This window comes from Pedobacter nyackensis, assembly GCF_900176505.1.
Classification (GTDB): Bacteria; Bacteroidota; Bacteroidia; order Sphingobacteriales; family Sphingobacteriaceae; genus Pedobacter; species Pedobacter nyackensis.
Genome location: NZ_FWYB01000008.1, coordinates 104,676 through 128,359, shown reverse-complemented (window position 1 = coordinate 128,359; position 23,684 = coordinate 104,676). Strand labels below are relative to the sequence as shown.

General features: G+C 39.9%; 22 protein-coding genes and 1 riboswitch. Of the genes, 11 read left to right on the top strand and 11 right to left on the bottom strand.

All coding sequences use genetic code 11. The features are described from left to right. Positions 1 to 2: 2 nt before the first annotated feature. Complete coding sequence (locus B9A18_RS15410) at positions 3 to 953, top strand: D-2-hydroxyacid dehydrogenase (protein ID WP_200816372.1); 951 nt, start codon at positions 3 to 5, stop codon at positions 951 to 953. A 60-nt stretch (positions 954 to 1,013) separates the two neighbouring features. Beyond that, positions 1,014 to 2,258 carry a DUF1015 domain-containing protein gene (locus B9A18_RS15405; RefSeq protein WP_084290219.1) on the top strand — a complete coding sequence of 415 codons (1,245 nt, stop codon included), beginning with the start codon at positions 1,014 to 1,016 and terminating at the stop codon, positions 2,256 to 2,258. Positions 2,259 to 2,377: 119 nt separating this feature from the next. On the opposite strand, the gene B9A18_RS15400 is transcribed toward B9A18_RS15405, so the two are convergent. The 3 genes from B9A18_RS15400 to B9A18_RS15390 are packed head-to-tail and all read right to left on the bottom strand — an operon-like array spanning position 2,378 to position 4,007. Then, positions 2,378 to 2,920 (bottom strand): hypothetical protein, encoded by a 543-nt coding sequence (locus B9A18_RS15400; protein ID WP_084290218.1) that lies wholly within the window; start codon positions 2,918 to 2,920, stop codon positions 2,378 to 2,380. 14 nt (positions 2,921 to 2,934) lie between these two features. Then, entirely contained in the window at positions 2,935 to 3,219 is a 285-nt protein-coding gene (locus tag B9A18_RS15395; RefSeq protein ID WP_084290217.1) for a putative quinol monooxygenase, read from the bottom strand. A gap of 8 nt (positions 3,220 to 3,227) precedes the next feature. After that, complete coding sequence (locus B9A18_RS15390; protein ID WP_084290216.1) at positions 3,228 to 4,007, bottom strand: SAM hydrolase/SAM-dependent halogenase family protein; 780 nt, start codon at positions 4,005 to 4,007, stop codon at positions 3,228 to 3,230. Between the two features lie 102 nt (positions 4,008 to 4,109). Here B9A18_RS15390 and B9A18_RS15385 point away from each other — a divergent pair, with 102 nt between their 5' ends. The 4 genes from B9A18_RS15385 to B9A18_RS15370 all read left to right on the top strand — a co-directional run bounded on the left by B9A18_RS15385 (position 4,110) and on the right by B9A18_RS15370 (position 7,609). Next, positions 4,110 to 5,075, top strand: a complete 966-nt coding sequence (locus B9A18_RS15385) for a PhoH family protein (protein WP_084290215.1) — start codon at positions 4,110 to 4,112, stop codon at positions 5,073 to 5,075. A 163-nt stretch (positions 5,076 to 5,238) separates the two neighbouring features. Continuing rightward, positions 5,239 to 6,183 carry a phosphoribosylaminoimidazolesuccinocarboxamide synthase gene (locus tag B9A18_RS15380; RefSeq protein WP_084290214.1) on the top strand — a complete coding sequence of 315 codons (945 nt, stop codon included), beginning with the start codon at positions 5,239 to 5,241 and terminating at the stop codon, positions 6,181 to 6,183. Positions 6,184 to 6,311: 128 nt separating this feature from the next. Next, positions 6,312 to 6,698, top strand: coding sequence for an STAS domain-containing protein (locus B9A18_RS15375; protein ID WP_084290213.1), 387 nt, complete (start codon positions 6,312 to 6,314; stop codon positions 6,696 to 6,698). Beyond that, positions 6,698 to 7,609 carry a ribonuclease Z gene (locus tag B9A18_RS15370; RefSeq protein ID WP_084290212.1) on the top strand — a complete coding sequence of 304 codons (912 nt, stop codon included), beginning with the start codon at positions 6,698 to 6,700 and terminating at the stop codon, positions 7,607 to 7,609. The genes B9A18_RS15375 and B9A18_RS15370 overlap by 1 nt, the downstream gene beginning before the upstream one ends. 88 nt (positions 7,610 to 7,697) lie before the next feature. Here B9A18_RS15370 and B9A18_RS15365 read toward each other — a convergent pair whose 3' ends face one another. From B9A18_RS15365 to B9A18_RS15355, 3 genes are read right to left on the bottom strand one after another with little or no spacing between them, the layout of a single operon-like run. Continuing rightward, positions 7,698 to 8,651 carry an MlaD family protein gene (locus B9A18_RS15365; protein ID WP_084290211.1) on the bottom strand — a complete coding sequence of 318 codons (954 nt, stop codon included), beginning with the start codon at positions 8,649 to 8,651 and terminating at the stop codon, positions 7,698 to 7,700. Between the two features lie 22 nt (positions 8,652 to 8,673). Then, complete coding sequence (locus tag B9A18_RS15360; protein ID WP_084290210.1) at positions 8,674 to 9,513, bottom strand: N-acetylmuramoyl-L-alanine amidase family protein; 840 nt, start codon at positions 9,511 to 9,513, stop codon at positions 8,674 to 8,676. Between the two features lie 55 nt (positions 9,514 to 9,568). Then, positions 9,569 to 10,447: an N-acetylmuramoyl-L-alanine amidase family protein gene (locus tag B9A18_RS15355; protein WP_394335629.1), complete on the bottom strand. Its 879-nt coding sequence runs from the start codon at positions 10,445 to 10,447 to the stop codon at positions 9,569 to 9,571. Between the two features lie 56 nt (positions 10,448 to 10,503). Here B9A18_RS15355 and B9A18_RS15350 point away from each other — a divergent pair, with 56 nt between their 5' ends. Genes B9A18_RS15350 through B9A18_RS15340 form a run of 3 tightly spaced genes read left to right on the top strand, consistent with a single transcriptional unit; the run spans position 10,504 to position 15,837 of the window. Continuing rightward, positions 10,504 to 13,197: a putative LPS assembly protein LptD gene (locus B9A18_RS15350; protein ID WP_084290208.1), complete on the top strand. Its 2,694-nt coding sequence runs from the start codon at positions 10,504 to 10,506 to the stop codon at positions 13,195 to 13,197. Positions 13,198 to 13,210: 13 nt separating this feature from the next. Beyond that, positions 13,211 to 14,458, top strand: a complete 1,248-nt coding sequence (locus B9A18_RS15345; RefSeq protein WP_084290207.1) for a competence/damage-inducible protein A — start codon at positions 13,211 to 13,213, stop codon at positions 14,456 to 14,458. A 50-nt stretch (positions 14,459 to 14,508) separates the two neighbouring features. Next, entirely contained in the window at positions 14,509 to 15,837 is a 1,329-nt protein-coding gene (locus tag B9A18_RS15340) for a dihydrolipoamide acetyltransferase family protein (protein WP_084290206.1), read from the top strand. Between the two features lie 62 nt (positions 15,838 to 15,899). Here the strand turns inward: B9A18_RS15340 and B9A18_RS15335 are convergent, their stop codons facing one another. From B9A18_RS15335 to B9A18_RS15320, 4 genes are all read right to left on the bottom strand, one after another. Next, positions 15,900 to 17,141: a homoserine dehydrogenase gene (locus tag B9A18_RS15335; RefSeq protein WP_084290205.1), complete on the bottom strand. Its 1,242-nt coding sequence runs from the start codon at positions 17,139 to 17,141 to the stop codon at positions 15,900 to 15,902. Positions 17,142 to 17,148: 7 nt separating this feature from the next. Then, positions 17,149 to 18,207: a homoserine O-acetyltransferase family protein gene (locus B9A18_RS15330; protein ID WP_084290204.1), complete on the bottom strand. Its 1,059-nt coding sequence runs from the start codon at positions 18,205 to 18,207 to the stop codon at positions 17,149 to 17,151. Positions 18,208 to 18,237: 30 nt separating this feature from the next. Next, entirely contained in the window at positions 18,238 to 19,542 is a 1,305-nt protein-coding gene (locus B9A18_RS15325) for an O-acetylhomoserine aminocarboxypropyltransferase/cysteine synthase family protein (protein ID WP_084290203.1), read from the bottom strand. Between the two features lie 231 nt (positions 19,543 to 19,773). After that, positions 19,774 to 19,887: riboswitch (SAM riboswitch) on the bottom strand. 163 nt (positions 19,888 to 20,050) lie between these two features. Further along, positions 20,051 to 21,166: a trans-sulfuration enzyme family protein gene (locus B9A18_RS15320; RefSeq protein ID WP_084290202.1), complete on the bottom strand. Its 1,116-nt coding sequence runs from the start codon at positions 21,164 to 21,166 to the stop codon at positions 20,051 to 20,053. Positions 21,167 to 21,281: 115 nt separating this feature from the next. Between B9A18_RS15320 and B9A18_RS15315 the strand changes: the two genes are divergently transcribed. After that, positions 21,282 to 21,767, top strand: a complete 486-nt coding sequence (locus tag B9A18_RS15315) for a hypothetical protein (protein ID WP_084290201.1) — start codon at positions 21,282 to 21,284, stop codon at positions 21,765 to 21,767. A gap of 242 nt (positions 21,768 to 22,009) precedes the next feature. Here the strand turns inward: B9A18_RS15315 and B9A18_RS15310 are convergent, their stop codons facing one another. Then, the gene (locus tag B9A18_RS15310) at positions 22,010 to 22,312 is read right to left on the bottom strand and encodes a hypothetical protein (protein ID WP_084290200.1); all 303 of its coding nucleotides are present in this window, start codon (positions 22,310 to 22,312) and stop codon (positions 22,010 to 22,012) included. Positions 22,313 to 22,490: 178 nt separating this feature from the next. Here B9A18_RS15310 and mqnE point away from each other — a divergent pair, with 178 nt between their 5' ends. Next, positions 22,491 to 23,684 (top strand): aminofutalosine synthase MqnE, encoded by a 1,194-nt coding sequence (gene mqnE / locus B9A18_RS15305; RefSeq protein WP_084290199.1) that lies wholly within the window; start codon positions 22,491 to 22,493, stop codon positions 23,682 to 23,684.

Below are 23,684 nucleotides of genomic sequence, written 5' to 3'. Positions count from 1 at the left end.
TAATGATTAAGATACTTGCTAACGATGGGATTGATCCTATCGGTAAAAAATTATTAGAAGAAGCCGGTTTTGTGGTGGATACAGAGACGATTCCACAAGATCAATTGGCTGAAGCTTTGAAAAACTACGATGGTATTACAGTTAGAAGTGCTACCAAATTGCGTAAAGAACTGATTGATCAGGTACCTAATATCAAATTGATCGGTAGAGGTGGGGTAGGTATGGATAATATCGATGTAGAATATGCCCGCAGTAAAGGTGTAGCAGTGGTAAATACACCTGCAGCTTCTTCATTATCTGTAGCAGAACTTGTTTTTGCACATTTGTTTACCGGTATCCGTTTTTTACAGGATTCGAACAGAAAAATGCCTGTTGAAGGTGCTACTAAATTCAATGCCTTGAAAAAAGCTTATGCCGGTGGTGTAGAGCTGCAAGGTAAAACGATGGGTATCATCGGTTTTGGTCGTATTGGTCGTGAAACTGCTAAAGTTGCCTTGAGATTGGGTATGAATGTGTTGGCTTATGATCTTTATCCTGCTGAAGGTACTTTACCTTTGACTTTCCAGGGTGGTGTTTCTGTGCAGATTCCATTCAAGACAGTTTCATTGGACGAAGTAATTGCGAACAGTGATTTCATCAGTTTGCATACTCCTTTTGCTGATCAGCCTATTTTAGGTGAAGCAGAATTTGCTAAAATGAAACCAGGTGTTGGTGTGGTAAACTGCTCAAGAGGTGGTACCATTGATGAAGCAGCTTTAATTGCAGCTTTAGATAGCGGTAAAGTTGCTTTTGCAGGATTGGACGTTTTTGATAACGAACCTACACCTGCTGCTGCCATTTTACAGCATGCTAAAATCTCATTAACGCCTCATATTGGTGCTGCTACTAATGAAGCTCAGGAACGTATTGGAACTGAGTTAGCTTCATTAATTATTGAGCACTTTAATAAATAAGTAAAGTATTAAGAAGGGTGCCCAATGAACGAATTGGGTACCCTTTTATTTTAACCAAATATGCCCTGTATAAAACCCTTCTGCGCATTTATGCCCGCAGTGTCTTTGCTATCTACGGTGGTCACGCGTCCGCTTGAGCATTATAGTACCGGCGAAGCGCGGCTGATTGCTTCCGAAAATGCATGTAGCTTTCTTCATTTAATTGATCCTGAGTTGGATAACCAATACCTGCGTGGGACCAGACAGGAGCTTGTCTTTAAAAAGATTAGTGAAAATTTAGAAGGTTTTATTGAACATAAATATTTGGTTCAGCAGGCTGTTCCTGCAATTTATGTTTACCAGGTGCGACATGATAACCTGGTGCAGACAGGAATCTGGACGCTTACACATATCAATGATTACCTGGAAGGGAAAATTAAAAAACACGAATCTACTGTTGAGCGGAGGGAGAAGCTATTGGCTGATTATCTGCAACAAACAGGACTGGATGCCAATCCGGTATTGATTACTTATAATCCTGATGAGGTGGTGGAAAGAATCACCAAAAAGTATCTGGATTTAACCCCCAATCTTGACTTTGTTTTTGCAGATGGTACGGAGCATAAGGTTTGGGCGATTGCTGATGCCAAAGATCTGGCCGAAGTTGTGGATGCTTTTGCAAAGATGCCGGCAGTTTACATAGCAGATGGACATCACCGTGCGGCTTCGATGGCAAAGATGGGCCTGCAGAAGAAAAAGCTCAATGCTGCGAAACATAACGGTACCGAAGGATACAATTACTTCAGTACGGTGTATATGAACACCAGGGAGGTTAAAGTACTCGAATTTAACCGTCTGGTAAGAGATCTAGGTGATTTAAGTCCGCAAGCTTTTATGCTCGCACTGGCTAGTTCATTTTCAATTGAGAAATCAGCCGTGCAGGTGAAACCTGATGCTTTACATAAAATAGGGATGTACTTTGATCACCAATGGTATGTGCTGAGTCCGAAGCCTGGAATTTACAACGAAAATGACCCTGTAGATGTACTTGATGTAAGTATTTTACAGAATTTTATACTTGGACCTTTGCTAAAGATTAAAGATCCAAGAACTGATGCGCGGATTACTTTTGAAGGAGGGAGGACGCCCATATCAGAATTGCAAACTAAGGTCGATAATGGGCTGTTTGCGGTAGCTTTTGTATTGTATCCGACCTCAGTACCGCAAGTCATCGCAGTAGCTGATGCAGGCGGTGTAATGCCACCTAAGTCGACCTGGGTAGAACCTAAATTTTTAGTGGGGCTGCTAACGAGTTACTTTAATTAAGCGAGTTCGTAAGTGCCCAGTATTTGTACCCCAGTATTGCCTTTTGTAGGTTGGTTAATTTCATTGGATCAACCTTATACAGTTTTGGCAATAACAGCTTATTGAGCTTGACGAGTATTTTAAAAAATGTTTTTTTCATCGGCTTTTGTTAAAAATATACCTTTTATTTTTTTCGTGAAAAACCAGACTAGCCCCGTTATTGATAAAATTAGCAGGATAATTACGGTATTGGAAAAGCTTTTACTTTTTTCCAATGCCTTTGCTTCAGCACGTAACTCTTGATTCTGATCCTGTAGTTTTTTGATGGCCAGCATGTAATTTTGTATTCTGCTGTTGGTTTGATCTGCATTGGTTTTAATCGCTGTAACTTCCAGATCTTTATACTCCATTAAGGTTTTAAGCTCTTTAAAAATGTTATTGTCGTTGAGCACAATCTGTCGAAGTATTTCATTTGAATTCCTAATGTCATTTTTTGTTTGAAAGCCAAATATTCCGGTTCTGGCGTTTAAGCTTTCATCATATTGACCGAATTTCGCACTGCGTTCTGCCAATAAGGCATTGATTCTTAGTCGTTGTGTTTGATAAGCACTGGTATCTGATTGAAAGGCGCTTGCACTAAAAGAGGCGCTTATCAACATTAAAAAGAATATTTTTCTGAGCATGTTTTTATCGTTTGCTAAGTATTAAGCAAACTCCATGCCTCGGCTTTAAATTGGAAATTAGGTTTTACAACAGCCCAGGTTGTTGTAAACAGTTCTGAGTTGCGATAGGTGTTTAAATGCTCCTCGCTTTGCCAGTGACTGATGGTAAAGAAAATCTCCGGGGTATTGTGGTCCTGTAACAATTGCACAGCGGTGCAGCCTTCAACGGCTTCGATTTTTGGCTGTACTGCTTTGAATATGGCTTTAAACTCGGCCGCGAAAGCGGAAGAGAAATGCATTTTTACGACTCTGACTAACATAACGCTGCTTAAGGATGGAATTCGATCCTGATGATATCATTGAGGTGTAAGCCAAGTAAACCGCTCGCTTTTCCTTTGTTGATGGCAATTTCGAGGTGGTTACTGATGCCAAACAGGCATAGCTTTTCTCCTTCAGGTACTTCGTTATAGTGCCAGCTGAGCTGGTTGATGGTTTCACTTTTTCTGAAGTATAGGGTAAAATCTCTGTTGCGTTGAATTTTTGTAAATAGCTCCTTGGTAATGTTGGTGATCACATTGCTGAAAGTATCAATATAGATCACACTTCCCCTGATGATGTCGCGCTCGATAACAGGATTTAACAGCATTTTTTCATCAATACTGTCGGTAGGTACACCAATATCTTTAAGTTTGGCACCTTTGGCCAGCTGGGTTGCAGCTTTCACAAAAATATCAACCAATGGGAAGTGCAGGTATTTTAAATCCTGCATGATGTTCAACTCTACAATTTCTTCGGGTTTCTCTTCAAATAATAAAGAAAAAATACCATTATCAGCCCCAACAAAGAAATGATCTTTGTGTTTTAAAGCGATATATTTTGTGTTTTCACTGAATACAGAATCGATGCCGATCAGGTGAACGGTACCCTTTGGGAAGTAGGGGTAGACGTTTTTCAAAACGAAAGCTGCATGCGAAATATTGAATGATGGCACCTCGTGAGTTACATCAACAATTGTAGCTGTAGGCAAGATACTCAGGATACTACCCTTAAGGGCAGCCTGATAGAAATCTTTTGAACCTAAATCTGTTGTTAAAGTAATAATGGCCATTAAAAATTGAATATTTATTCTTAATCTTGCGTAAGCGGCAAATCGCGTACAAATATTCAATTTTTATATCAAAATATACACTCCTATCTAAAAAACAATATTTTGAACGAACTGAAATTAACATTAGAATCGGTAGATCCGGTACAGTTTTGGGGCGCAAATAATGAGCATTACGAGCTGATTAAAAATGCCTTTCCAAAATTAAAAGTTGTAGCAAGAGGAACAGAAGTTAAGGTGCTTGGTGAAGATCAGGAACTTAAAGGTTTTGAATTGAAGTATAACCAGCTGCTTGGGCATTTGGAAAAATACAGTTCATTAACCCCAAATGATGTAGAATCTATTTTAGTTACAAAGAAAATGTCGGCAGTAGCTGAAAACGGAACTGAAAAACCTTTAAATGGGGGCGGCGGAGAAGTAATCGTATTTGGTACAAATGGCTTAATGGTGAAAGCCAGGACAGCTAACCAACGCAGAATGGTTGATAGCATATTGAAGAACGATGTTTTGTTTGCTATTGGCCCTGCTGGAACCGGAAAAACCTATACAGCGGTAGCGCTGGCGGTTAGAGCGCTGAAAAATAAAGAGATTAAACGCATCATATTAACCCGTCCGGCGGTAGAAGCAGGTGAGAATTTAGGATTCCTTCCCGGAGATTTAAAGGAAAAGGTAGATCCTTATCTTCGTCCGCTTTACGACGCATTGGATGATATGATCCCTGCAGAGAAGCTAAAGACTTACATTGAGAACAGAACAATTGAGATTGCTCCTCTGGCATTTATGCGCGGAAGAACGCTTGATAACTGCTTTGTGATTCTGGATGAGGCGCAAAACTCTACAGATCTGCAATTGAAAATGTTCCTGACCCGTATGGGGCCATCGGCCAAATTCATTGTGACGGGTGATATCACGCAGATTGATTTACCTAAAAAACAGATGTCGGGCTTGTTTAACGCCTTGCGTATACTTGAAGATATACCGGGTATAGAGATCATTTACCTGACAGGGGATGATGTAGTAAGGCACAAGCTAGTGAAAAGAATACTAAAAGCCTACGGCGATATACAGTAATAGGTATTAGAATTTAGATATTGGTATTTAGAATTTTAGGTATTGATATTTAGAAAATGTAATATAGAAATAGGTAATTGGGAATGGGCAATTAGAAGATTTGGGTACTAGCACCCCGTCTTGATCTAATAACTAACTACTAGTTACTAACTACTAAAATAAAATGACAGCAATAAAAGAAACAAATTTTAGCTTTCCAAAGCAGACCAATTTTTATAAGGGAAAAGTGCGCGACGTGTATACTATCGACAATCAGTTTATGGCGATGGTAGTTACGGACAGGATATCTGCGTTTGATGTGGTTTTACCTGAAGCTATTCCTTTTAAAGGACAGGTGTTAAACCAGATTGCAGCTAAGTTCTTAAATGCAACAAAGGATATCGTTCCTAACTGGGTGATCAGTGTACCGGATGAAATGGTAACGGTTGGTCGCATCTGCGAACCTTTTAAAGTTGAAATGGTGGTGAGGGGATATCTTGCAGGACATGCATGGAGAGAGTATAGTGCAGGCAGACGTAGTGTTTGTGGTGTTACCTTGCCTGAGGGATTAAAAGAGAATGATAAGCTTCCTAAGCCCATAATTACACCAACTACCAAAGCGGCTGTTGGTCATGATGAGGATATTTCAAGGGAAGATATTTTAGCAAAGGGTATTGTCGCTGAAGCTGATTACGTGCAGTTGGAGAAATATACTTATGCTTTATATGAGCGTGGTACGCAAATGGCGGCCGACAGAGGGCTGATTCTTGTAGATACCAAATATGAGTTCGGTAAGGTAGGTGAGGAGATTTATTTGATCGACGAGATCCATACACCGGATTCTTCACGTTATTTTTATGCGGAAGGATACGCTGAACGTCAGGATAACAACGAAGCTCAGAAACAACTGTCGAAAGAATTCGTTCGTAAATGGTTAATTGAAAATGGTTTCCAGGGAAAAGACGGACAGGTTGTTCCTGCAATGACGCCTGATATTGTGAGCTCTATATCAGATCGTTATATTGAACTTTATGAGCAGATAACCGGCGATAAGTTTGTTAAAAATGAACAAGCTGATGTTGTGGCTCGCATAGAAAAAAATGTAACAGCATTTTTAAATAGCCTTTAATGCCCATAGCGGCCTCGCTGCGGGCCTGCAGCTAATAATATGGAGATGAACGTCTGTTTAATTTTTAAACAGACGTTCATTTACAGATAAAATTAATTACTTTCGTATTAGACTAAATAATCAATATCATGAAATTTTCAGTAGATAAGCATGAAAAGTATGTTGTTTTAAAACTCAACGAATCGAAGTTAACAAACGACAATGCGCCGAAGTTGAAATCTGAGTTCATTTTATTGAACACAGAGGGATACTGCAATATCGTTTTAGATCTTTCGGCAGTGAAACAGTGTGATGATTCACAGGATTTGAGTAGCTTGCTTTTTGGAGACAGGTTATGTAAAAAAGCAAATGGTTTATTCGTTGTTACAGGCATAACCAGCGTTGTGGCAAAGATATTAGAGATGTCGAATCTCGACCAGGCTTTAACAATTGTTGCAAAAGTAGATGAAGCTACCGACCTGATCTTTATGGAAGAAATCGAGAAGGAACTATTAGGTAGCGTAGACAAAGGTTAATGAAGTTTGAGGTTACTATTTTAGGCAGTAGTTCTGCAACCCCTGTATACAATAGAAATCCAACCGCGCAGCTTTTAAACTGCAATGAGAAATTTTATTTGATCGACTGTGGTGAGGGAACTCAGCAACAACTGATCAGGTACGGATTTAAAGCAAACAAAATAGATTTTATCTTTATCAGCCATTTACATGGTGACCATTATTTCGGTTTAATCGGACTGCTTTCCAGTCTGCATTTAAACGGAAGGATTAAACCTATGAAGATATTTGCTCCGGCAGCGCTGGCTGAAATTCTTGAGCTGCAGTTTAAACATTCGGAAACAGTACTTCGCTATCCACTAGAGTTTGTATTTACGCAGGCCAATATCCCTGAACTGATTTTTGAAAATGCTGATCTTACTGTTGAAACCTTTGTTTTAAATCATAGGATTCCTTGTACAGGTTTTAAATTTGTACAAAAGAAACGGTTACGTAAGCTGATGGTAGAGAAACTTGAAGCGGAGCAAATTCCTATTGAGTATTACCCATTGCTGAAAAGAGGGGTAGACCTGGACTTTCCCGACGGACGTGTTTTATTAAATGCCGATTACACTAAAGATTCACCCGCACCCAGAAAGTATTGTTATTGTTCTGATACTTTATACGATGAACGTTATTTCGAAAGTATAAAGGATTGTGATACGCTGTATCATGAGGCTACTTTTTTACATGAGATGTTGGATAGGGCAAATCAAACGCATCATACGACTGCTTTACAAGCTGCTCAGATCGCTAAGGATACCAGAGCTGTTAAATTACTCATCGGACATTTTTCATCTCGTTATAAGGTTTTGCATCCATTACTGGAAGAAGCAAGGTCGGTGTTTGAGAATACAGACTTAGCCCTCGAAGGAAGTACTTTTTCTATATAACTAAGAAAACGAATAACCGGATATTAAAGCATAAAAAAAAGCTTCAGCATTTTGCTGAAGCTTTTTTGTTATTGAATGCTTTGTGTGATTACTTGTCCTTTTTGTTACCACCTCCGAATACAGAGAAGTGTACATAACGTTTAGGATTTTGTTTCAGATCCATCATCAGGTTGTCGAGGTTTTTAGACGCATTGCTTAAGTTCTCATACATCTGTTTATCGTTAATCAACAGGCCTAAAGTTCCTTCTCCGTTGTTGATCTTGGTTACGATGCCTTGCAGACTGGAAACCGCGTTATTCGCGTTGGCTATCGTTTCTTTAAAGTTGGCAGCCGCTACCTGATCTGTAATGTTATGGATGTTCTCCAGGATGCCATTGATTTTCTCGTTGTTCTTCTTTAAGTTCACTGAAATGGCTTCAACGTTGGCTAAGATCGCCGAAACTCTTGATCCTTCAGCACCTACCAGGTTATCTACTTTTTTAGAAGTACCTTCTAATGAAGTTAGAGTAGCGGCAATGCTGTTAAAGCTTTTATCTACGTTTTTCTGGAAGTTAGGATTCAGGATAGAGTTTACACTGGTTAGGATAGAATCCATTTTACCGATAATCAGCTCCGCTTTTTTCTGAACCGGCTGAACGGTTTCAAGCAGGCCTTTTGCAACATTGGCATTCAGCGTGTCGCCATCCTGAGCATAGTCGGTACCTGTACCTAAAGCCATCACAATTGCTTTGCTGCCCAAAAGGTCTGTTTGTTCGAGCTTAGCGATAGAGTTTTTTGGAATGTCGTACGTTCCTTTGATCTTTAATGTAGCCAGGATGCTACCGTCAGGTAACAATTGAAGTTGATCAACACGTCCGATCTGAAAACCGTTGATTAAAACAGGTTTAGATACGTTGAGTCCATCAACATGAGAGTATTTTGCATAGAGGACCGTTTCATCCGAAAAAATGGCATTACCCTTCAGGAAATTATAGCCTACGATCAATAAGGCAATGGCGAAGGCTGCTAATATGCCTACTTTGGTTTCGTTCGCGATCTTCATTCAGTATGAGTTTGTTTATTAATTAAATCTCAGTTTCCTTTTTATATGTTTTTACAGCATTAAAAATTGATTTCACAATTTCTTCCTGTCCGTTTTCCGAGTTCATGTAATCTTCTTCATTCGGGTTAGAAATGAATCCGATTTCGGTGAGTACTGCCGGCATTCCACATCTTTGAAGAATAAGCAGCCCTTGTTCTTTTACACCTCTGTTTACGCGATGACTATCGTTTGTGTAGTTGTTTTGAATTAATCGCGCTAATTTTAAACTCTTATCTCTAAATGTATTTTTGAACAAAGATAATATAATAAAGGTTTCTGGATCATTAGGGTCATAACCATCATAATTTTCCTTGTAGTTTTTCTCCAGCTTGATATCGGCATTTTCCCTAATGGCCGCATCCTGTTCATCTAAGCGATGTGAACCCGCAACGAAAGTCTCGGTTCCGCTTGTTGATGTATTTTTTACATAAGCGTATTTAGGTATTTTTTGTCCGCGTTTGTTTTTACTATACCCGGTAACAACCTTTCTGTCGGGCATAGAGTTGCAGTGAATAGAAATAAAGATATCCGCCTTATTGTCGTTGGCCAAGGCGGCCCTTTTATGGAACTCCACATCGACGTCGGTTTTACGTGTATAAAGTATTTTAACATCAGGCATTTCCTCTTCAAACTTCTTACCCAGTTTTAAGGCTACTTTTAGGGCTACATTTTTTTCCAGGGAATAGCTTCCTGCAGCACCTGATTTTGGTCCGCCGTGCCCGGCATCGATAACAATTGTTTTAACTTTATATCCCTGAGAAAAGGCAACCTGTGAGGTGAATAGCGAAATAGCAAATAGGAATACAATCTTTTTTAATCTCATCTGTCTTTAATCTTTATTTTATTTTTTTGCACCTAATAATTAAACTTCAATATTTTTAACCTTCAATACCTTTTTTGTAATTCTGAATAGCTTTTAACAGACATTCAGTGATTTCATTCTGGCCGGCCTGAGAGTTCATGTAATTTTCTTCATCTGGATTGCTGATGAAGCCGATCTCTGTTAAAATTGCAGGCATTCCTGCTCTGGCCAATACTGCAAGGCTCTTTTCCTGTACGCCACGGTCTACGCGACCAACATTTATATATTGATCCTGAACCAATTTTGCCAGTTTTAAGCTTTGAGTTCTGAAGGTATTCTTCATCAAAGATAGAATAATATAATTTTCAGGGTTGTTTGGATCGAAACCCTCGTAGTTTTCTTTGTAATTGTCCTCCAGAAATATAGCAGAGTTCTCTCTTTTGATCACTTCGTCCTGCTCGTTTAAGCGGCCCATACCTGATACAAATGTTTCCACGCCACGGGTAGAAGTACTCTTGCGGTAGACAGTTTGGGTAATTGGAATTCTTTTTCCTTTTTTCCCTCTTTTATAGCCAGTTACGACCGTTGACCTGATCATTGGCATATCGTTGCAGTGAATGGAGATAAAAAGATCGGCCTTAGCATTATTGGCTATGGCTATACGTTCATATAAGGGGATAAAAACGTCGGTGCTTCGGGTGTAGATCACTTTAACATCTTTCATACTGGCTTGTATAGCTTCGCCAAGATGTAGTGCTGTTTTTAAGGCCACATCCTTTTCAGTAGAATAGGCACCGCGTGTTGAGCCATCACGACCGCCATGTCCGGCGTCTATCACGATGGTTTTTATTTTATATTCTTGCGTAAACCCTTGATTAATAGACAGTACGGTTAATAGCGAAGAAATAAATATGATCAAAATTACTTTTGGTCTAAGCAATGGTATATTTTTCATTAATTTTGAACGTTTTGGATTAAACATTAATGCAAAAATAACATTCACACACGAATTTGAAACTTTTACGCTACATCATTTTTATAAAAGCGCTTGTTTTATTAACATTTGTTAGTAACCATGCGCTAGCTTTCACTACATTTTCGACTTTTCAGGTTGTTCGGCAAGATACTACCAAAAAGGATACCACTAAGAACGATCAATTAAAAAAAGGTGCCCTGAAGAGCAATCCGCAAGATACTTCTGCATCTGAGAAAATTCAATACGCGGCTAAGGACTCTATTGCGTTTAGTAAAGACAGCAGTATTGTTTATTTGTACGGTAAGGCCCGGGTAATGTACCAGGGCTTGGAACTAGATGCAGATTACATCTCCTATAACAACAAGACAAACATTATTTATGCGCGTGGAAGGACAGACGCCAAAGGGAAATATGTTGGACGTCCGATATTTAAGATGGAAGGTCAGGGGACTTCGATGGCCGACTCGCTGAGGTTCAATACGGTAACGAAAGCCGGAAATATATACGAGGTTTTTACCGAACAGGAAGGCGGATTTTTCTCGGGGGGTAAGGCAAAGAAACAGCCCGACGATGAGATACACAGTAAAGGGCAGACTTTTAGTACCTGTAACCTACCACATCCGCACTTTGGTATTCACATAACAAAAGGTATTGTCACGGAAAACCAGATCATTGCCGGCCCCCTATATTTAAAGATTGAGGATGTGCCGCTGCCTTTGGGTTTACCCTTTGCCTTTTTTCCCAAGCCGAACAAGAAAAGTTCGGGTATTATATTGCCGACCCCTGGTGAGGATTACTCAAGGGGATTTTTCTTACAGGATGGTGGATATTATCTTGGATTAAGTGATTATTGGGATGCAAGGTTAACTGGTTCAATTTACTCCTATGGATCGTACAGTGCCAGGGCAGCCTCTACCTATACAAAAAGATATAAGTTTAATGGTAATGTGAATCTTGATTATGCTTATAATCAGTTTGGAACTGAAGGCACAAGTGATTTCAGAACTAGTAAAGATTTCAGGATCAACTGGAGTCATTCGCAAAATCCAAATGCTAAACCGGGAACTACCTTTTCTGCCAGTGTAGATGCAGGAACAAGTAGTTATGATAGAGAAACAGCTGCAGGTGGTACCTATGATCCGAATCAAATTGCAAGAAACACTTTAGGATCCAGTATTGCCTATAGCAGAACTTTTGGTAAAGGAATTAACTTAACCAGTGCTTTACGTCACTCACAGGAAACGCAGACCAAAAGCGTGAGTCTAACCTTGCCTGATGTTACCTTGTCGGTACCCACATTTAATCCATTTGACTCGCCAAACCGTGTAGGTGAGCAAAAATGGTATCAGAAAATAACTGTTGGATACAGTATGCAAGCTACCAATAGTATTACTGCCGGGGATTCTGTACTATTTAAAAGAGAGACCCTAAGTAAATTCAGAAGTGGTTTCCAACACAACATTCCAATCAACATGGCCTTTAACGTATTGAAGTATTTTAACTTTAATACAGGGGTAAGTTACCTGGAAAGATGGCATTTCCAGACCATCAGGAAGACTTATGCTAAGGTGCCAAATGGTTCTGATGTGTTTTTTACAGATACCATTCCAGGGTTTAACAGATCCGGTCAGTATTCGGTAAGTGGTGGTGTATCTACCAAGATCTATTCTACAGCACAGTTTAAAAACTTTGGTAAGTTTAAGGCTTTACGTCATGTGATGACGCCAAGTGTGAACTTTGGTTATACCCCTGATTTTTCTGATATAAGTAAAGGAAATTACAAAGAGGCATTTTATCAGAATGGTGATCCGGTAATGACTACCAATTTTAAAGGAGAAAGAGTACCACTTAAATATTCGATTCATGAAGGTTCAGCATATGGCGGACCTGGTGAGGGTAGGAATGCATCGATTGGTTTCTCCATCGATAATACAGTAGAGGCGAAGTTTTTGAATCCAAAAGATACTACAGGAACAGGCGAAAAGAAGATTCCAATTATTCAAGGTCTTGGTATAAGCGGAAGTTACAACCTGCTTGCAGAGAGTTTTAAACTGTCGACCTTAAGCTTTAGTGGTCGTTCTCAGTTTACTGACAAATTAGGGATTAACTATTATGGTACTTTGAACCCTTATTTATATGCTGATTCGGTAAACCAGAGTACAGGGCTGAGTCAGCGTTACCTGGTAGATAAATACACCTGGTCTAAAGGGCAACTGCCACGCTTAACGAACTTTGGTTTCTCTTTCAACTATAGCTTGAATCCTGAGGCCTTTAAAAGAAATAATGAGAACGCAGATAAGTTAAAGCAGAATGCGAATACAGGTGGTATGACTCCTGAGCAAGCTGAGGCTTTGGCGAAGGTGAGTCGCGATCCAAATGCTTTTGTAGATTTTAATATTCCATGGAACTTTGCATTTTCTTACACTTTCAATTATAGTACAAGTGATGTTGGGGACAATCCTACGGTAACCAATACCTTAAACTTTAACGGAGATGCCAACATCACACCTAAGTGGAAAGTAACATTTAGCTCGGGTTGGGATTTTAGACAGAAAACAATTTCTCAAACCAATTTTTCTATATACAGGGATTTACATTGCTGGGATATGGCCTTTACATGGGTTCCTTTCGGTTTTTATCAAAGTTATTCTGTGGATATCAAGGTTAAAGCTTCGATTCTTCAGGATTTAAAACTGAGCAAGAGAAAAGGATATTATACCAAATTCTAAAAACCGATATTTTATGCTAGCTGAAATTATAACCATTGGTGATGAAATACTGATTGGTCAGATTGTGGATACCAATTCGGCCTGGATGGCTAAGGAATTAAATCTGATCGGTATCAAGGTGAAGCAGGTAAGTTCTGTTTCTGATGATGCAGATCACATTACTGAAGCCTTACAGCTGGCTGAAAAAAGGGCTGATATCATATTAATTACCGGAGGCCTTGGGCCAACTAAAGACGACATCACGAAAGTGACCATGGCAAAGTATTTTAACATGGGCTTTAGAAGGGATCAGGAAACACTGGATCATGTTACGGAGATCTTTACACGGTTTAATAAGCCGATGATTGAAGTGAACAGGAAGCAGGCTGATGTACCTGATGGCTGCACGGTTATTAAAAACCAGAATGGTACTGCTCCTTGTATGTGGTTTGAGATGCGTGGCAAAATATTCGTGTCGATGCCCGGTGTTCCATTCGAGATGATGTACCTGATGGAGGAGGAGATTCTGCCTCGTTTAAAACGCACACTTAAACTACCTGCAATAGTTCATAAAACGATTCTTACTGCAAATATTGGAGAGTCATTTTTGGCTGAGGAGATTGCGGATATTGAGGATGGTTTACCTGCACACATCAAACTGGCTTATTTGCCAAAATTGGGGCAAATCAGGTTGAGGTTGAGCGGAACGGGTTCGGATGAGGCTGCGCTTAAAGCTGAGATTGAAGTTTATGCGCAGCAGATTGTTACCAGGGTTAAACAATACGTAGTTGTTGAGGATGATATTGCGCTGGAAAAGGCCATCCTGGATATCATGGATAAAAGGAAGTTGAGCTTGTCGACCGCCGAAAGCTGCACAGGTGGATATATTGCGCAGATGATAACCCAGCATCCTGGTTGTTCTTCGGTATTTGCCGGTGGTGCGGTCACTTATTCCAATCAATTGAAGATGTCGGTTTTGGGCGTATTGCCAGAAACGTTGAATATTTTTGGAGCAGTTAGTGAAGAAACTGTAAAAGAAATGGCACTTGGTGCTATTGCAAATTTTAAAACGGATTATGCCATTTCTGTAAGTGGGATTGCCGGACCTGATGGAGGAACTGAAAGTAAACCTGTTGGTACTGTGTGGATTGCCGTAGCAAGTAAGCGTGGTGTAGCGACCCGGTTATTTAAATTTGGTAACCGCAGAGCCCAAAATATTGAGCGTTCTGCCGTCGCCGCTTTGTCGATGCTTTTAAATGAGCTTAAACAAGATGTGGCTTAAGTCTGTAAAAAACTTTACTTTTGCACCTGATACAAATCATAAAATAAAAAATGGCTCAATACGAATTATTGTTACCTAAAATGGGGGAGAGCGTTGCAGAGGCAACCATTATTAAATGGGTTAAACAGCCCGGAGATAAGATTGACCTGGATGATACCATTTTAGAGATCGCAACTGATAAGGTGGATTCTGAAGTTCCATCACCAATTACTGGTGTATTAGTAAAGCAATTATTTAAAGAAGACGATATTGTACAAGTGGGTGCAGTAATTGCCATCATAGAAACAGATGGGGCTACTCCGGTTAAGGTTGAAGCTGTAGAAGCACCAGTTGTAGTTGAGGAGCGCGTTGCTGAGCCTGTTTTAGAAAAGATTCCGGGTATGGAGCAGCTTTCTGTTGAAAGTGCCTCAGACCGCTTTTATTCGCCATTGGTAAAGAACATTGCAGCGCAGGAAGGTATTGCACTGAATGAGCTGGACGGCATTGCCGGAACTGGATCTGACGGGCGTTTAACCAAAGATGATTTATTAAACTATATTCAAAATAAAAAAGGTGGGAAGGCTCCTGCAGCGGTAGCTACAACACCTGTTGTTTCGGCTGAGCAAGCCGCTAAACCAGCTACAGCACCAGCAGTAAAAGCTCCGGCGACAGCTGCTACAAGCGTAAGCGGTGGTGATGAGATTATTGAGATGGACAGGATGCGTAAGCTGATTGCTGAGCACATGATCATGAGCAAGCATACTTCTCCGCACGTAACTTCTTTTGTTGAAGCTGATGTGACCAATATGGTGATGTGGCGTGAAAAGGTTAAACGTAATTTTGAAAAACGTGAAAATGAGAAAATTACCTTTACACCAATCTTTGTAGAAGCAGTAAGTAAAGCCATAAAAGATTTTCCAATGATCAACGTATCTGTAAATGGTACGCAGATCATTAAGAAAAAAGATATCAATATTGGTATGGCTGCAGCTTTGCCAAGTGGAAACCTGATTGTTCCGGTTATTAAAAATGCAGATCAGCTAAACCTGGTTGGTTTAACTAAATCTGTGAATGACCTGGCAAGCCGTGCGCGTAACTCTAAGTTAAAGCCGGATGAAACACAAAATGGAACTTTCACCTTAACGAACGTTGGTTCTTTTGGTAATGTAATGGGAACCCCGATTATCAATCAGCCACAGGTAGCGATACTTGCTGTTGGTGCGATCATCAAGAAACCAGCTGTTCTGGAAACGGAGTTTGGTGATGTGATTGCGATCAGACACATGATGTTCCTATCTTTATCGTACGACCACAGGGTTGTGGATGGAGCGCTTGGTGGATCCTTTGTGCGCAGGGTAGCAGATTACCTGGAGAACTGGGATACGAACAGAGAGATATAATTTACAACATAAATGAAAAAGGCCCCAAATTGGGGCCTTTTTCATTATCAAAACAAAAGGGGTTAACTCACTAATGCTTGTTCTTTAGCTACAGTTTGAATCTGCTCCTCTGTATAAGTGTATTTCCCTGTGTGGGCAATAAACACATCTTTTTGCTCCAGTAACTCGCGGTTGGCCAACAGGCTTTTCAGATTTATATTTCCAATTACATATTTGTAATCATCACGAGTGAAACGTTCAACGATGTTTTCAATTTGTAGTTTTTCTACTGTATACTCATGTGTGTAACGCAAGTAAACTTCAAGGCTTACATCATCTGTGTGCTCAAGTCCGTTATGTTGGTGGTATTTTTTATACTCGTAACGGTAATCGTATCTTAAAGCGGCAATGTCTGATAGTACAGCTGCACCTGTAGGGTGGCCGCCAGCTCCTTTTCCAAAAAAGAATTGTTTATCGGCAAAGGCTGCCTGAACGGTTACGCCGTTGTATTCATTTTCAACATTGAAAAGGAAATCGTCAGACTTCACAAACTTAGGCATTACATAAGTAACTACTTGTTTCGTGCTGATTTTGCGTGCTGTAGGGACAAGCTTGATTTTGAAGTTCTTTTCTCTTGCAAAGCGAATATCATTCTCCGAAAGATGTTGAATACCTATGTTAAAGATTTTATCCGGGTTAATGAACAAACCGTAAGCATGGGCAGTAGCGATGGCCAGTTTAAATTTAGGATCATAGCCTCCAACATCAAGGATAGGGTTGGTTTCGGCAAAGCCTAAGTCCTGCGCTTGTTTAAGGGCTACACCATACTCAAGGTTTTCATTAAATATTTTAGACAGGATGTAGTTTGAAGAACCGTTAAAGATACCGCTGATACCGTGAAGTAATTCGTTGTCGTAATATTCTTCCAGGTTACGGATGATTGGGATACTTCCACATACTGATCCTTCGTAAAGTAATGACGTATTGTGTTTCTCTTGTAAATCAACCAATTCTGCCAGGTGCGTGGCAATCATTTTTTTGTTGGCTGAAACTACATTTTTACCACTGATTAACGCCCTTTTAACGATATTATAAGCAACGTCTGCGTCATCTATTAATTCAACGATGGTATTGATCTCCGGATTGTTTAGCAATTCATCATGATCCGTTGTGAAAAGGTGTGCATCCAGTGTACGTTTCTTGTCTGCGTTTTTTATGGCGATCTTAATGATTTCAAGATTCAAATCCTGACCACGGATAATGTCGTGCAACCCCTGGCCAACTACCCCAAAACCAAATAAACCAATTTTAAGTTTCTTGCTCATCTAATTATTATGCTGTTTTATGTAATTTAATTATTTTCTTGTTGGTGCTCTCCTTAAGGAAATTACCTATGACATTGGTAAGTGCATCTGTTTCTATAAGAAATCCATCATGCCCATAGGCAGATTTCAGACTATGGAATTCTGCTCCTTGTATGTGCTTACTTAGGAATTCCTGTTCGCAAACCGGGAATAATACATCGTTTTCGATTCCTATAACCAGTGTATTTGCTTTTACTAATGCTAAGGCATCGGTAATACTGTTTCTGTTTCTTCCTACATTATGACTATCCATCGCTTTGCTTAAGTAGTAGTAACTGTAAGCATTAAAGCGTTTGCATAGTTTTTCTCCCTGGTAGTTTTGATAAGAGGAAGCTCTGAAGCAACCTGTTTTATCGTTTACACTTTCCAGTTGAGTTGTTGAATAGGCATCGTATGTTCTGTAGGATAATAAGGCAATGCTTCTGGCTACTTTCAGACCTTTTAAGCCACCATCAGGTTTTTGCGCATAGAAACTGCGATCGGCCGTGATGGCTAAACGCTGACTCTCGTTAAAGGCAATGCCCCATGGTGAATGAACTGCATTGGTAGCCATTAAAATCAGGTTCTCAATAATGTTTTGATCTGTAATGGCCCATTCTAAAGCTTGTTGTCCGCCTAATGAGCCGCCAATAAGTACCTTGATATTCTGAATGCCTAGATGTGTGGCTAACAGGCGATGCGCCGAAACCAGATCTCTGATGGTAAATTCAGGGAAAGCAAGGTAGTATGGTAAGCCCGTTACCGGGTTTACACTTGCAGGACTGGTACTTCCATAATGCGATCCAAGTACATTGGCGCAGATGATGAAATGCTCATCAGGATTAAACAGGGAGTTGTTGCCAAACAATCCTTTCCACCAATCCAATACATCAGAATTGGCTGTAAGTGCATGGCAAACCCAAATTACATTGTCCTTTTTTGCATTTAGCTTACCATAGGTCTGATAAGCTATTTCTAGCTTACGTAACTTTTTGCCGCTTTCAAGCTTAAAAGTTTTGTTGTAATTGTATGTGGATATGGTACTCATTATTAGATCTTGATAAAATTGAGAATGTTGTTATTTGTTTATAGCAGCAAAAGCTTGTTCGAAATCAGCCTTGATGTCGTCAATATGTTCAATTCCTACAGATACTCTCAACTGATTTGGAGTAACACCGGCGGCTAGTTGTTCTGCATCACTCAATTGTTGATGTGTAGTTGCTGCCGGTTGTATAATTAATGTTTTTGCATCACCAACATTTGCTAGGTGACTTACCAGGTTAAGGCTGTCGACCAGCAAAGTCGCTTTTTCTTTAGCGCCATGTAGTTCGAAAGACAATACTGCTCCGAAACCATTTTGCAGGTATTTTTTAGCATTGGTATGGTAAGGACTGCTTTCCAGGCCAGGATAGTTTACGCTTTTTACAGCTTTGTGATTTTCAAGCCAGGTAGCTAAAGCCAAGGCGTTATCTACGTGACGTTGTACACGAAGTGATAAGGTTTCTAGACCTTGTAGTAATTGGAAAGAGTTGAAAGGGGAGATGGCCGGACCGAAATCCCTTAAGCCTTCTACACGTGCACGAATGATGAACTGGATGTTGCCAAAAGGTCCTTCAGCACCAAAGGTGTCACTGAATACCAATCCGTGATAACCTTCTGAAGGCTCTGAAAACTGAGGGAACTTACCATTTCCCCAGTTGTAGTTTCCTCCGTCAACGATTACGCCACCGATACTTGTTCCGTGTCCGCCAATCCATTTAGTAGCCGATTGAACTACGATATGTGCACCGTGCTCTAAAGGCTTGAACAGGTAGCCTGCTGCGCCAAAAGTATTGTCTACGATTAATGGTAAGTCGTGCTTTTTAGCAATAGCAGAGATCTTTTCGAAATCAATGATGCTATAGGCCGGGTTACCGATACTTTCCAGATAGATTGCTTTTGTATTTGCGTCAATTTTAGCTTCGAAATCATTAGGATCATCGCCATTGGCAAATTTAACTTCTATGCCTAAGCGTTTGAAACCAACTTTGAACTGGTTGTAAGAACCACCATATAAATGTGATGAGGAAACGAAGTTGTCGCCTGCCTGTAGTATGTTGTTTAAAGCAATGAATTGTGCCGCTTGTCCGGATGAAACCGCTAATGCTGCCACACCACCTTCAAGGGCCGCCACACGTTTTTCAAATACGTCGGTGGTAGGGTTCATGATACGGGTGTAGATGTTACCAAATTCTTTTAATGCAAAAAGGTTGGCACCATGTTCGGAACTTTGAAATCCGTAAGAAGTGGTTTGATATATAGGTACGGCTCTTGAACCTGTAGTAGGATCTATTTGCTGACCTGCGTGTACTTGTAATGTTTCGAATTTATGGGTAGTTGACATATGAGCTTAATTTTTTTTATATGGTTAAATAGGTTTCTTAGTGGCATACGATTAGGCAGAAAAGGGCATAAAAGTATATAGTCGTTTTGCGTACCCATTAAGGGCCTTCCGATGAATTAAAGAAATGCAAAAGGAAGATTTAAAGATTATTGCATGCAGCAACACATACACATGGTATGCTGTGGGCAACAATAATGACTAAGATTGGAAATAATTGTTTTCATACGTTTAAATTTATCTTTCCAAATGGCACCATGCCAGCTGGTCAGGAATTGGCACCTTCTCCATTTTGGGAGGGTTGCCAGTGGGTCAAAGAGCCTGTCTCTCGCCACTTCTTTATAAATCAAACCTTTCAATTAAGAGGGGTTGACTTGATTAGCTTTCGCTAATTGATGGGTCAAATGTACTGCTATCTTACAAAATAACCAAAATTAAATTCTGATTATTTTGTAATAGTTTGGTAATTAGCTTTTTGTGTTGTGTTTTTTGTTGGGTTTATGAGCTGATTTTAAGCTAGAGCTTGCTCAAAATCATCAATTAGGTCGTCGATATGCTCGAGCCCTACAGAGATCCGAATTAAATTCTGTGGGGTCTTGGTGTCGGGCCCTTCAACTGATGCACGGTGTTCGATTAAGCTCTCTACGCCTCCGAGACTGGTTGCCTGGGCAAATAGCTTTACTTTGTTCACTACTTTTCTGGCTTCTTCTGCGTCGCCTTTAACAAGGATGGATAGCATGCCTCCAAAACTGCTCATTTGTTTTTTTGCCGTTTCGTGTCCGGGGTGACCAGGGAGACCAGGATAATAGACAGTTTCTACGGCTGGGTGTTTTTCCAGATAAAGGGCCAGGGCCATACCATTTTCACAATGTCCGCGCATACGATAGGCCAGAGTTTTTATGCTTCTTATTAATAGGAAGCAGTCGAACGGTGATGGCACTGCACCGCCAATTTGTTGTATGTTCCTGATTTTTTCCCACAGTTCATTTTTTTCAGCGGTAACCAATATACCCCCAAGCACGTCGCTATGGCCACCAATGTATTTCGTAGAGGAATGCATCACGAGGTCGGCCCCAAGCAGAATCGGATTTTGCAGGCATGGTGATGCAAAAGTGCTATCGCAGGCCAATACCAATCCATTCGCTTTACTGATTTCTGCTATCGCGGCGATATCGGTAATTTTTAACAATGGGTTGGATGGGGTTTCTGTCCAGATCATTACCGTGTTGGTTTTGATGTGCTTTTTGATCCCTTCAACATCCGTCATATCGATGAAGTCAATTTCCAGTGTATCTGCAAAAATGGTCTGTAGCTGCTTCTTAAAGCCCCAGTACATATCATCGGGTGCCAGGATATGGCTTCCTGGTTTGAGCGCCTGGAAGACGGTCATTCCTGCTGTATTTCCTGAAGAGAGTGCACAGGCCTCAGCTCCTTTTTCTAATTCTGAAATGATGTTTTCAAGTGCAGATCTGTTTGGATTGCTTACTCTGCTGTACATGTGTCCACCAGAGTATCCACCCTCGGCATTTCTTAAAAAAGTTGTAGATAGATTTATAGGTGGTGTAACATCCTGCGTGCTGATGTTGTATAAATTTCCGGCATGTATGGCTAAGGTTTCTGCTCTCATTATTATGGGGTTAAATGCTGAAAAATTAAGCGAGGGTGTTAATAGGCTAAAGTTAAAAATTATTATGTGGAAGTTTTGGCAGGATTTATGTATTTAAAAAGTAAAAATACTTAATATGAAAAGAATATTCCTGATAGCAGCCATTTTTTGCAGTGCAATAATGGTATTGCAAAGCTGTTCTCCTAAAGGTGCAGCTACGACTCAAACAATTAGAAGAGGTAATGTAACCGGTAATTGGGTGTTGAATGACATTACTTTTGAAGGCGTTCCTCAATCATCTGTTAAATCATTATTCGGTGAATCATCGTACAAGTGTTTTATTGGAAGTGCATGGAGACTAACCAATAGCGGTAATGGTAGCTATACACTAGGAAGTGAATGTGCTGGTAAAATGCAGACTATTTACTGGTCGGCCAGCCCTAAAGAAGATACATTCCAGTTTAAAAAGATATATGAAGGTGATAAAGCTAAAAATGTAACAGAAGGTTACAGGATGTTGCTTTCTTCAGCTAATGGAGACAATATGGTGATTAAAACTCCTGTAGAATATGGAAGTGGTACAGCTTATATTGTTTTGAACTTTACTAAAGCGCAAAAATAAGGGGAAAAATAACCGTTCTCATTCGGAGTCTGGCATCTGTTGCGAAAAGCAACAGCGCCTGAGGCCTCCTCAGAGAAGGTAATTTTTCTGGTCAGACAGTAGTTATAAACTAACTGAAGAGAAAGGCAGCTTTTACAGCAATTAACCTGATTAGCAGGTTCGAAAAACAAAAAAGGTTCGTTGACAAACGAACCTTTTTTTGTTGTAATGATATTTATATCGTAATTATATTTATAGAGTAATTATATCACCCTTTTTCTATACCCCGCTATTACCCTATTTCTTCCGCCTGTAAAATATAGTAAACCGGTAATCGCATTAAAGAACAGAAAGCCAGTAAGCCACATTAATTTTTCTGAGGTATTTAATCTTTTTGATGGAAGTATCTCCATTAATACCATGATCGTATAAACAGCGCTTAAGCCAACACCTAGCGCAAGGATAGGTAGGAAGGTTGCCATGTGCATTATTTTGAAAGCAATTCCAATGACCGTACAGATAAAGCTGATGCCAAATATGGTTTTTAGGATGGTGTCTTTGTTCATGAGTTCGTTTTTTTATAAAAGTATGTTTTTTTAGCTGAGAGAGGAAATATTCATATTTACCCTGTAATTTAAGGGGATTGGATGGTAAAGTGCTTTGACACAAGGCTGACAGGTAAAATCGGTTAAAAAAACGGGTATCTAATGATTTTATACTATTTTTGTCCATTATACATTATAGATGGATACTACTTCAAAACTTGCTTTGATCTTAGAAGATGCTGATCTGTCAGCTGAATTAAAAGCAATAGCCTTAAAGGTTCAAAATCAGGAACGAATTACATTCGATGAGGGTGTTTACCTTTATAAACATGGGGAGCTTGGTTATCTTGGTACCCTGGCTAACTATATAAGGGAGCGAAAGCATGGTGATAACACTTACTTCAATCGTAATTTTCATATTGAGCCTACAAATGTTTGTGTTTATGATTGCAAGTTTTGTTCTTATTCGCGCTTGATTAAAGAGCGTGAAGAAGGCTGGGAGATGAGCGTAGACGGTATGATGGACGTATTGAAAAAATACGACAATGAACCGGTTACTGAAGTACACATCACCGGTGGGGTAGTACCTAAGCAGAATCTTGATTTTTATAGTGATTTTTTTAGAAAAGCAAAGGCACATCGCCCTGATCTTCATATCAAAGCCCTAACTCCTGTTGAGTATTATTACATCTTTAAAAAGGCTAAACTAAGTCATTATGATGGAATGAAATATATGCAGGAAGCTGGTCTGGATTCAATGCCAGGTGGTGGTGCAGAGATTTTTCATCCTGAAATAAGAGAGAAAATTGCGCATGATAAATGTAATGCGGAGCAATGGCTGGATATACATGAGCAGGCACATAAACTGGGTATGAAAACCAATGCAACGATGTTGTACGGGCATATTGAAGAGTTTTGGCATCGTGTTGATCATATGGAACGCTTGCGTGTTCAACAGGATAAATCAGGAGGTTTCCAGGCTTTCATTCCACTTAAATTCAGAAACCAGAACAACCAGATGGACAATGTGCCGGAGGTTTCGGTAATTGAGGATTTGAGGAATTATGCCATTGCCAGGATATACATGGATAATTTTGATCACATTAAAGCTTATTGGGCAATGATTAGCAGGCAGACTGCACAGTTGTCGCTTAACTTTGGTGTGGATGATATAGATGGTACTTTAGATGATACCACTAAAATCTACTCTATGGCAGGTGCTGAAGAACAACACCCAGCTATGAATACCCAGGAATTGGTTAACCTGATTAAACAGGTAAATCGTAAACCAATTGAAAGAGATACTTTGTACAATGTTGTAACTGATTATACTGATGTTGTTTTTGAAGACGAGAAGAAGCCTCAGTATTATAAATTGCCGGTAATTAATTAG

What these genes read in the sequence shown, in the direction of transcription:
- B9A18_RS15410 (WP_200816372.1), top strand. Translation starts at nt 3, where the DNA reads ATGATTAAGATACTTGCTAACGATGGGATTGATCCTATCGGTAAAAAA.
- B9A18_RS15405 (WP_084290219.1), top strand. Translation starts at nt 1,014, where the DNA reads ATGCCCTGTATAAAACCCTTCTGCGCATTTATGCCCGCAGTGTCTTTG.
- B9A18_RS15400 (WP_084290218.1), bottom strand. Translation starts at nt 2,920, where the DNA reads ATGCTCAGAAAAATATTCTTTTTAATGTTGATAAGCGCCTCTTTTAGT.
- B9A18_RS15395 (WP_084290217.1), bottom strand. Translation starts at nt 3,219, where the DNA reads ATGTTAGTCAGAGTCGTAAAAATGCATTTCTCTTCCGCTTTCGCGGCC.
- B9A18_RS15390 (WP_084290216.1), bottom strand. Translation starts at nt 4,007, where the DNA reads ATGGCCATTATTACTTTAACAACAGATTTAGGTTCAAAAGATTTCTAT.
- B9A18_RS15380 (WP_084290214.1), top strand. Translation starts at nt 5,239, where the DNA reads ATGACAGCAATAAAAGAAACAAATTTTAGCTTTCCAAAGCAGACCAAT.
- B9A18_RS15375 (WP_084290213.1), top strand. Translation starts at nt 6,312, where the DNA reads ATGAAATTTTCAGTAGATAAGCATGAAAAGTATGTTGTTTTAAAACTC.
- B9A18_RS15370 (WP_084290212.1), top strand. Translation starts at nt 6,698, where the DNA reads ATGAAGTTTGAGGTTACTATTTTAGGCAGTAGTTCTGCAACCCCTGTA.
- B9A18_RS15365 (WP_084290211.1), bottom strand. Translation starts at nt 8,651, where the DNA reads ATGAAGATCGCGAACGAAACCAAAGTAGGCATATTAGCAGCCTTCGCC.
- B9A18_RS15360 (WP_084290210.1), bottom strand. Translation starts at nt 9,513, where the DNA reads ATGAGATTAAAAAAGATTGTATTCCTATTTGCTATTTCGCTATTCACC.
- B9A18_RS15355 (WP_394335629.1), bottom strand. Translation starts at nt 10,447, where the DNA reads ATGAAAAATATACCATTGCTTAGACCAAAAGTAATTTTGATCATATTT.
- B9A18_RS15345 (WP_084290207.1), top strand. Translation starts at nt 13,211, where the DNA reads ATGCTAGCTGAAATTATAACCATTGGTGATGAAATACTGATTGGTCAG.
- B9A18_RS15340 (WP_084290206.1), top strand. Translation starts at nt 14,509, where the DNA reads ATGGCTCAATACGAATTATTGTTACCTAAAATGGGGGAGAGCGTTGCA.
- B9A18_RS15335 (WP_084290205.1), bottom strand. Translation starts at nt 17,141, where the DNA reads ATGAGCAAGAAACTTAAAATTGGTTTATTTGGTTTTGGGGTAGTTGGC.
- B9A18_RS15330 (WP_084290204.1), bottom strand. Translation starts at nt 18,207, where the DNA reads ATGAGTACCATATCCACATACAATTACAACAAAACTTTTAAGCTTGAA.
- B9A18_RS15325 (WP_084290203.1), bottom strand. Translation starts at nt 19,542, where the DNA reads ATGTCAACTACCCATAAATTCGAAACATTACAAGTACACGCAGGTCAG.
- B9A18_RS15320 (WP_084290202.1), bottom strand. Translation starts at nt 21,166, where the DNA reads ATGAGAGCAGAAACCTTAGCCATACATGCCGGAAATTTATACAACATC.
- B9A18_RS15315 (WP_084290201.1), top strand. Translation starts at nt 21,282, where the DNA reads ATGAAAAGAATATTCCTGATAGCAGCCATTTTTTGCAGTGCAATAATG.
- B9A18_RS15310 (WP_084290200.1), bottom strand. Translation starts at nt 22,312, where the DNA reads ATGAACAAAGACACCATCCTAAAAACCATATTTGGCATCAGCTTTATC.
- mqnE (WP_084290199.1), top strand. Translation starts at nt 22,491, where the DNA reads ATGGATACTACTTCAAAACTTGCTTTGATCTTAGAAGATGCTGATCTG.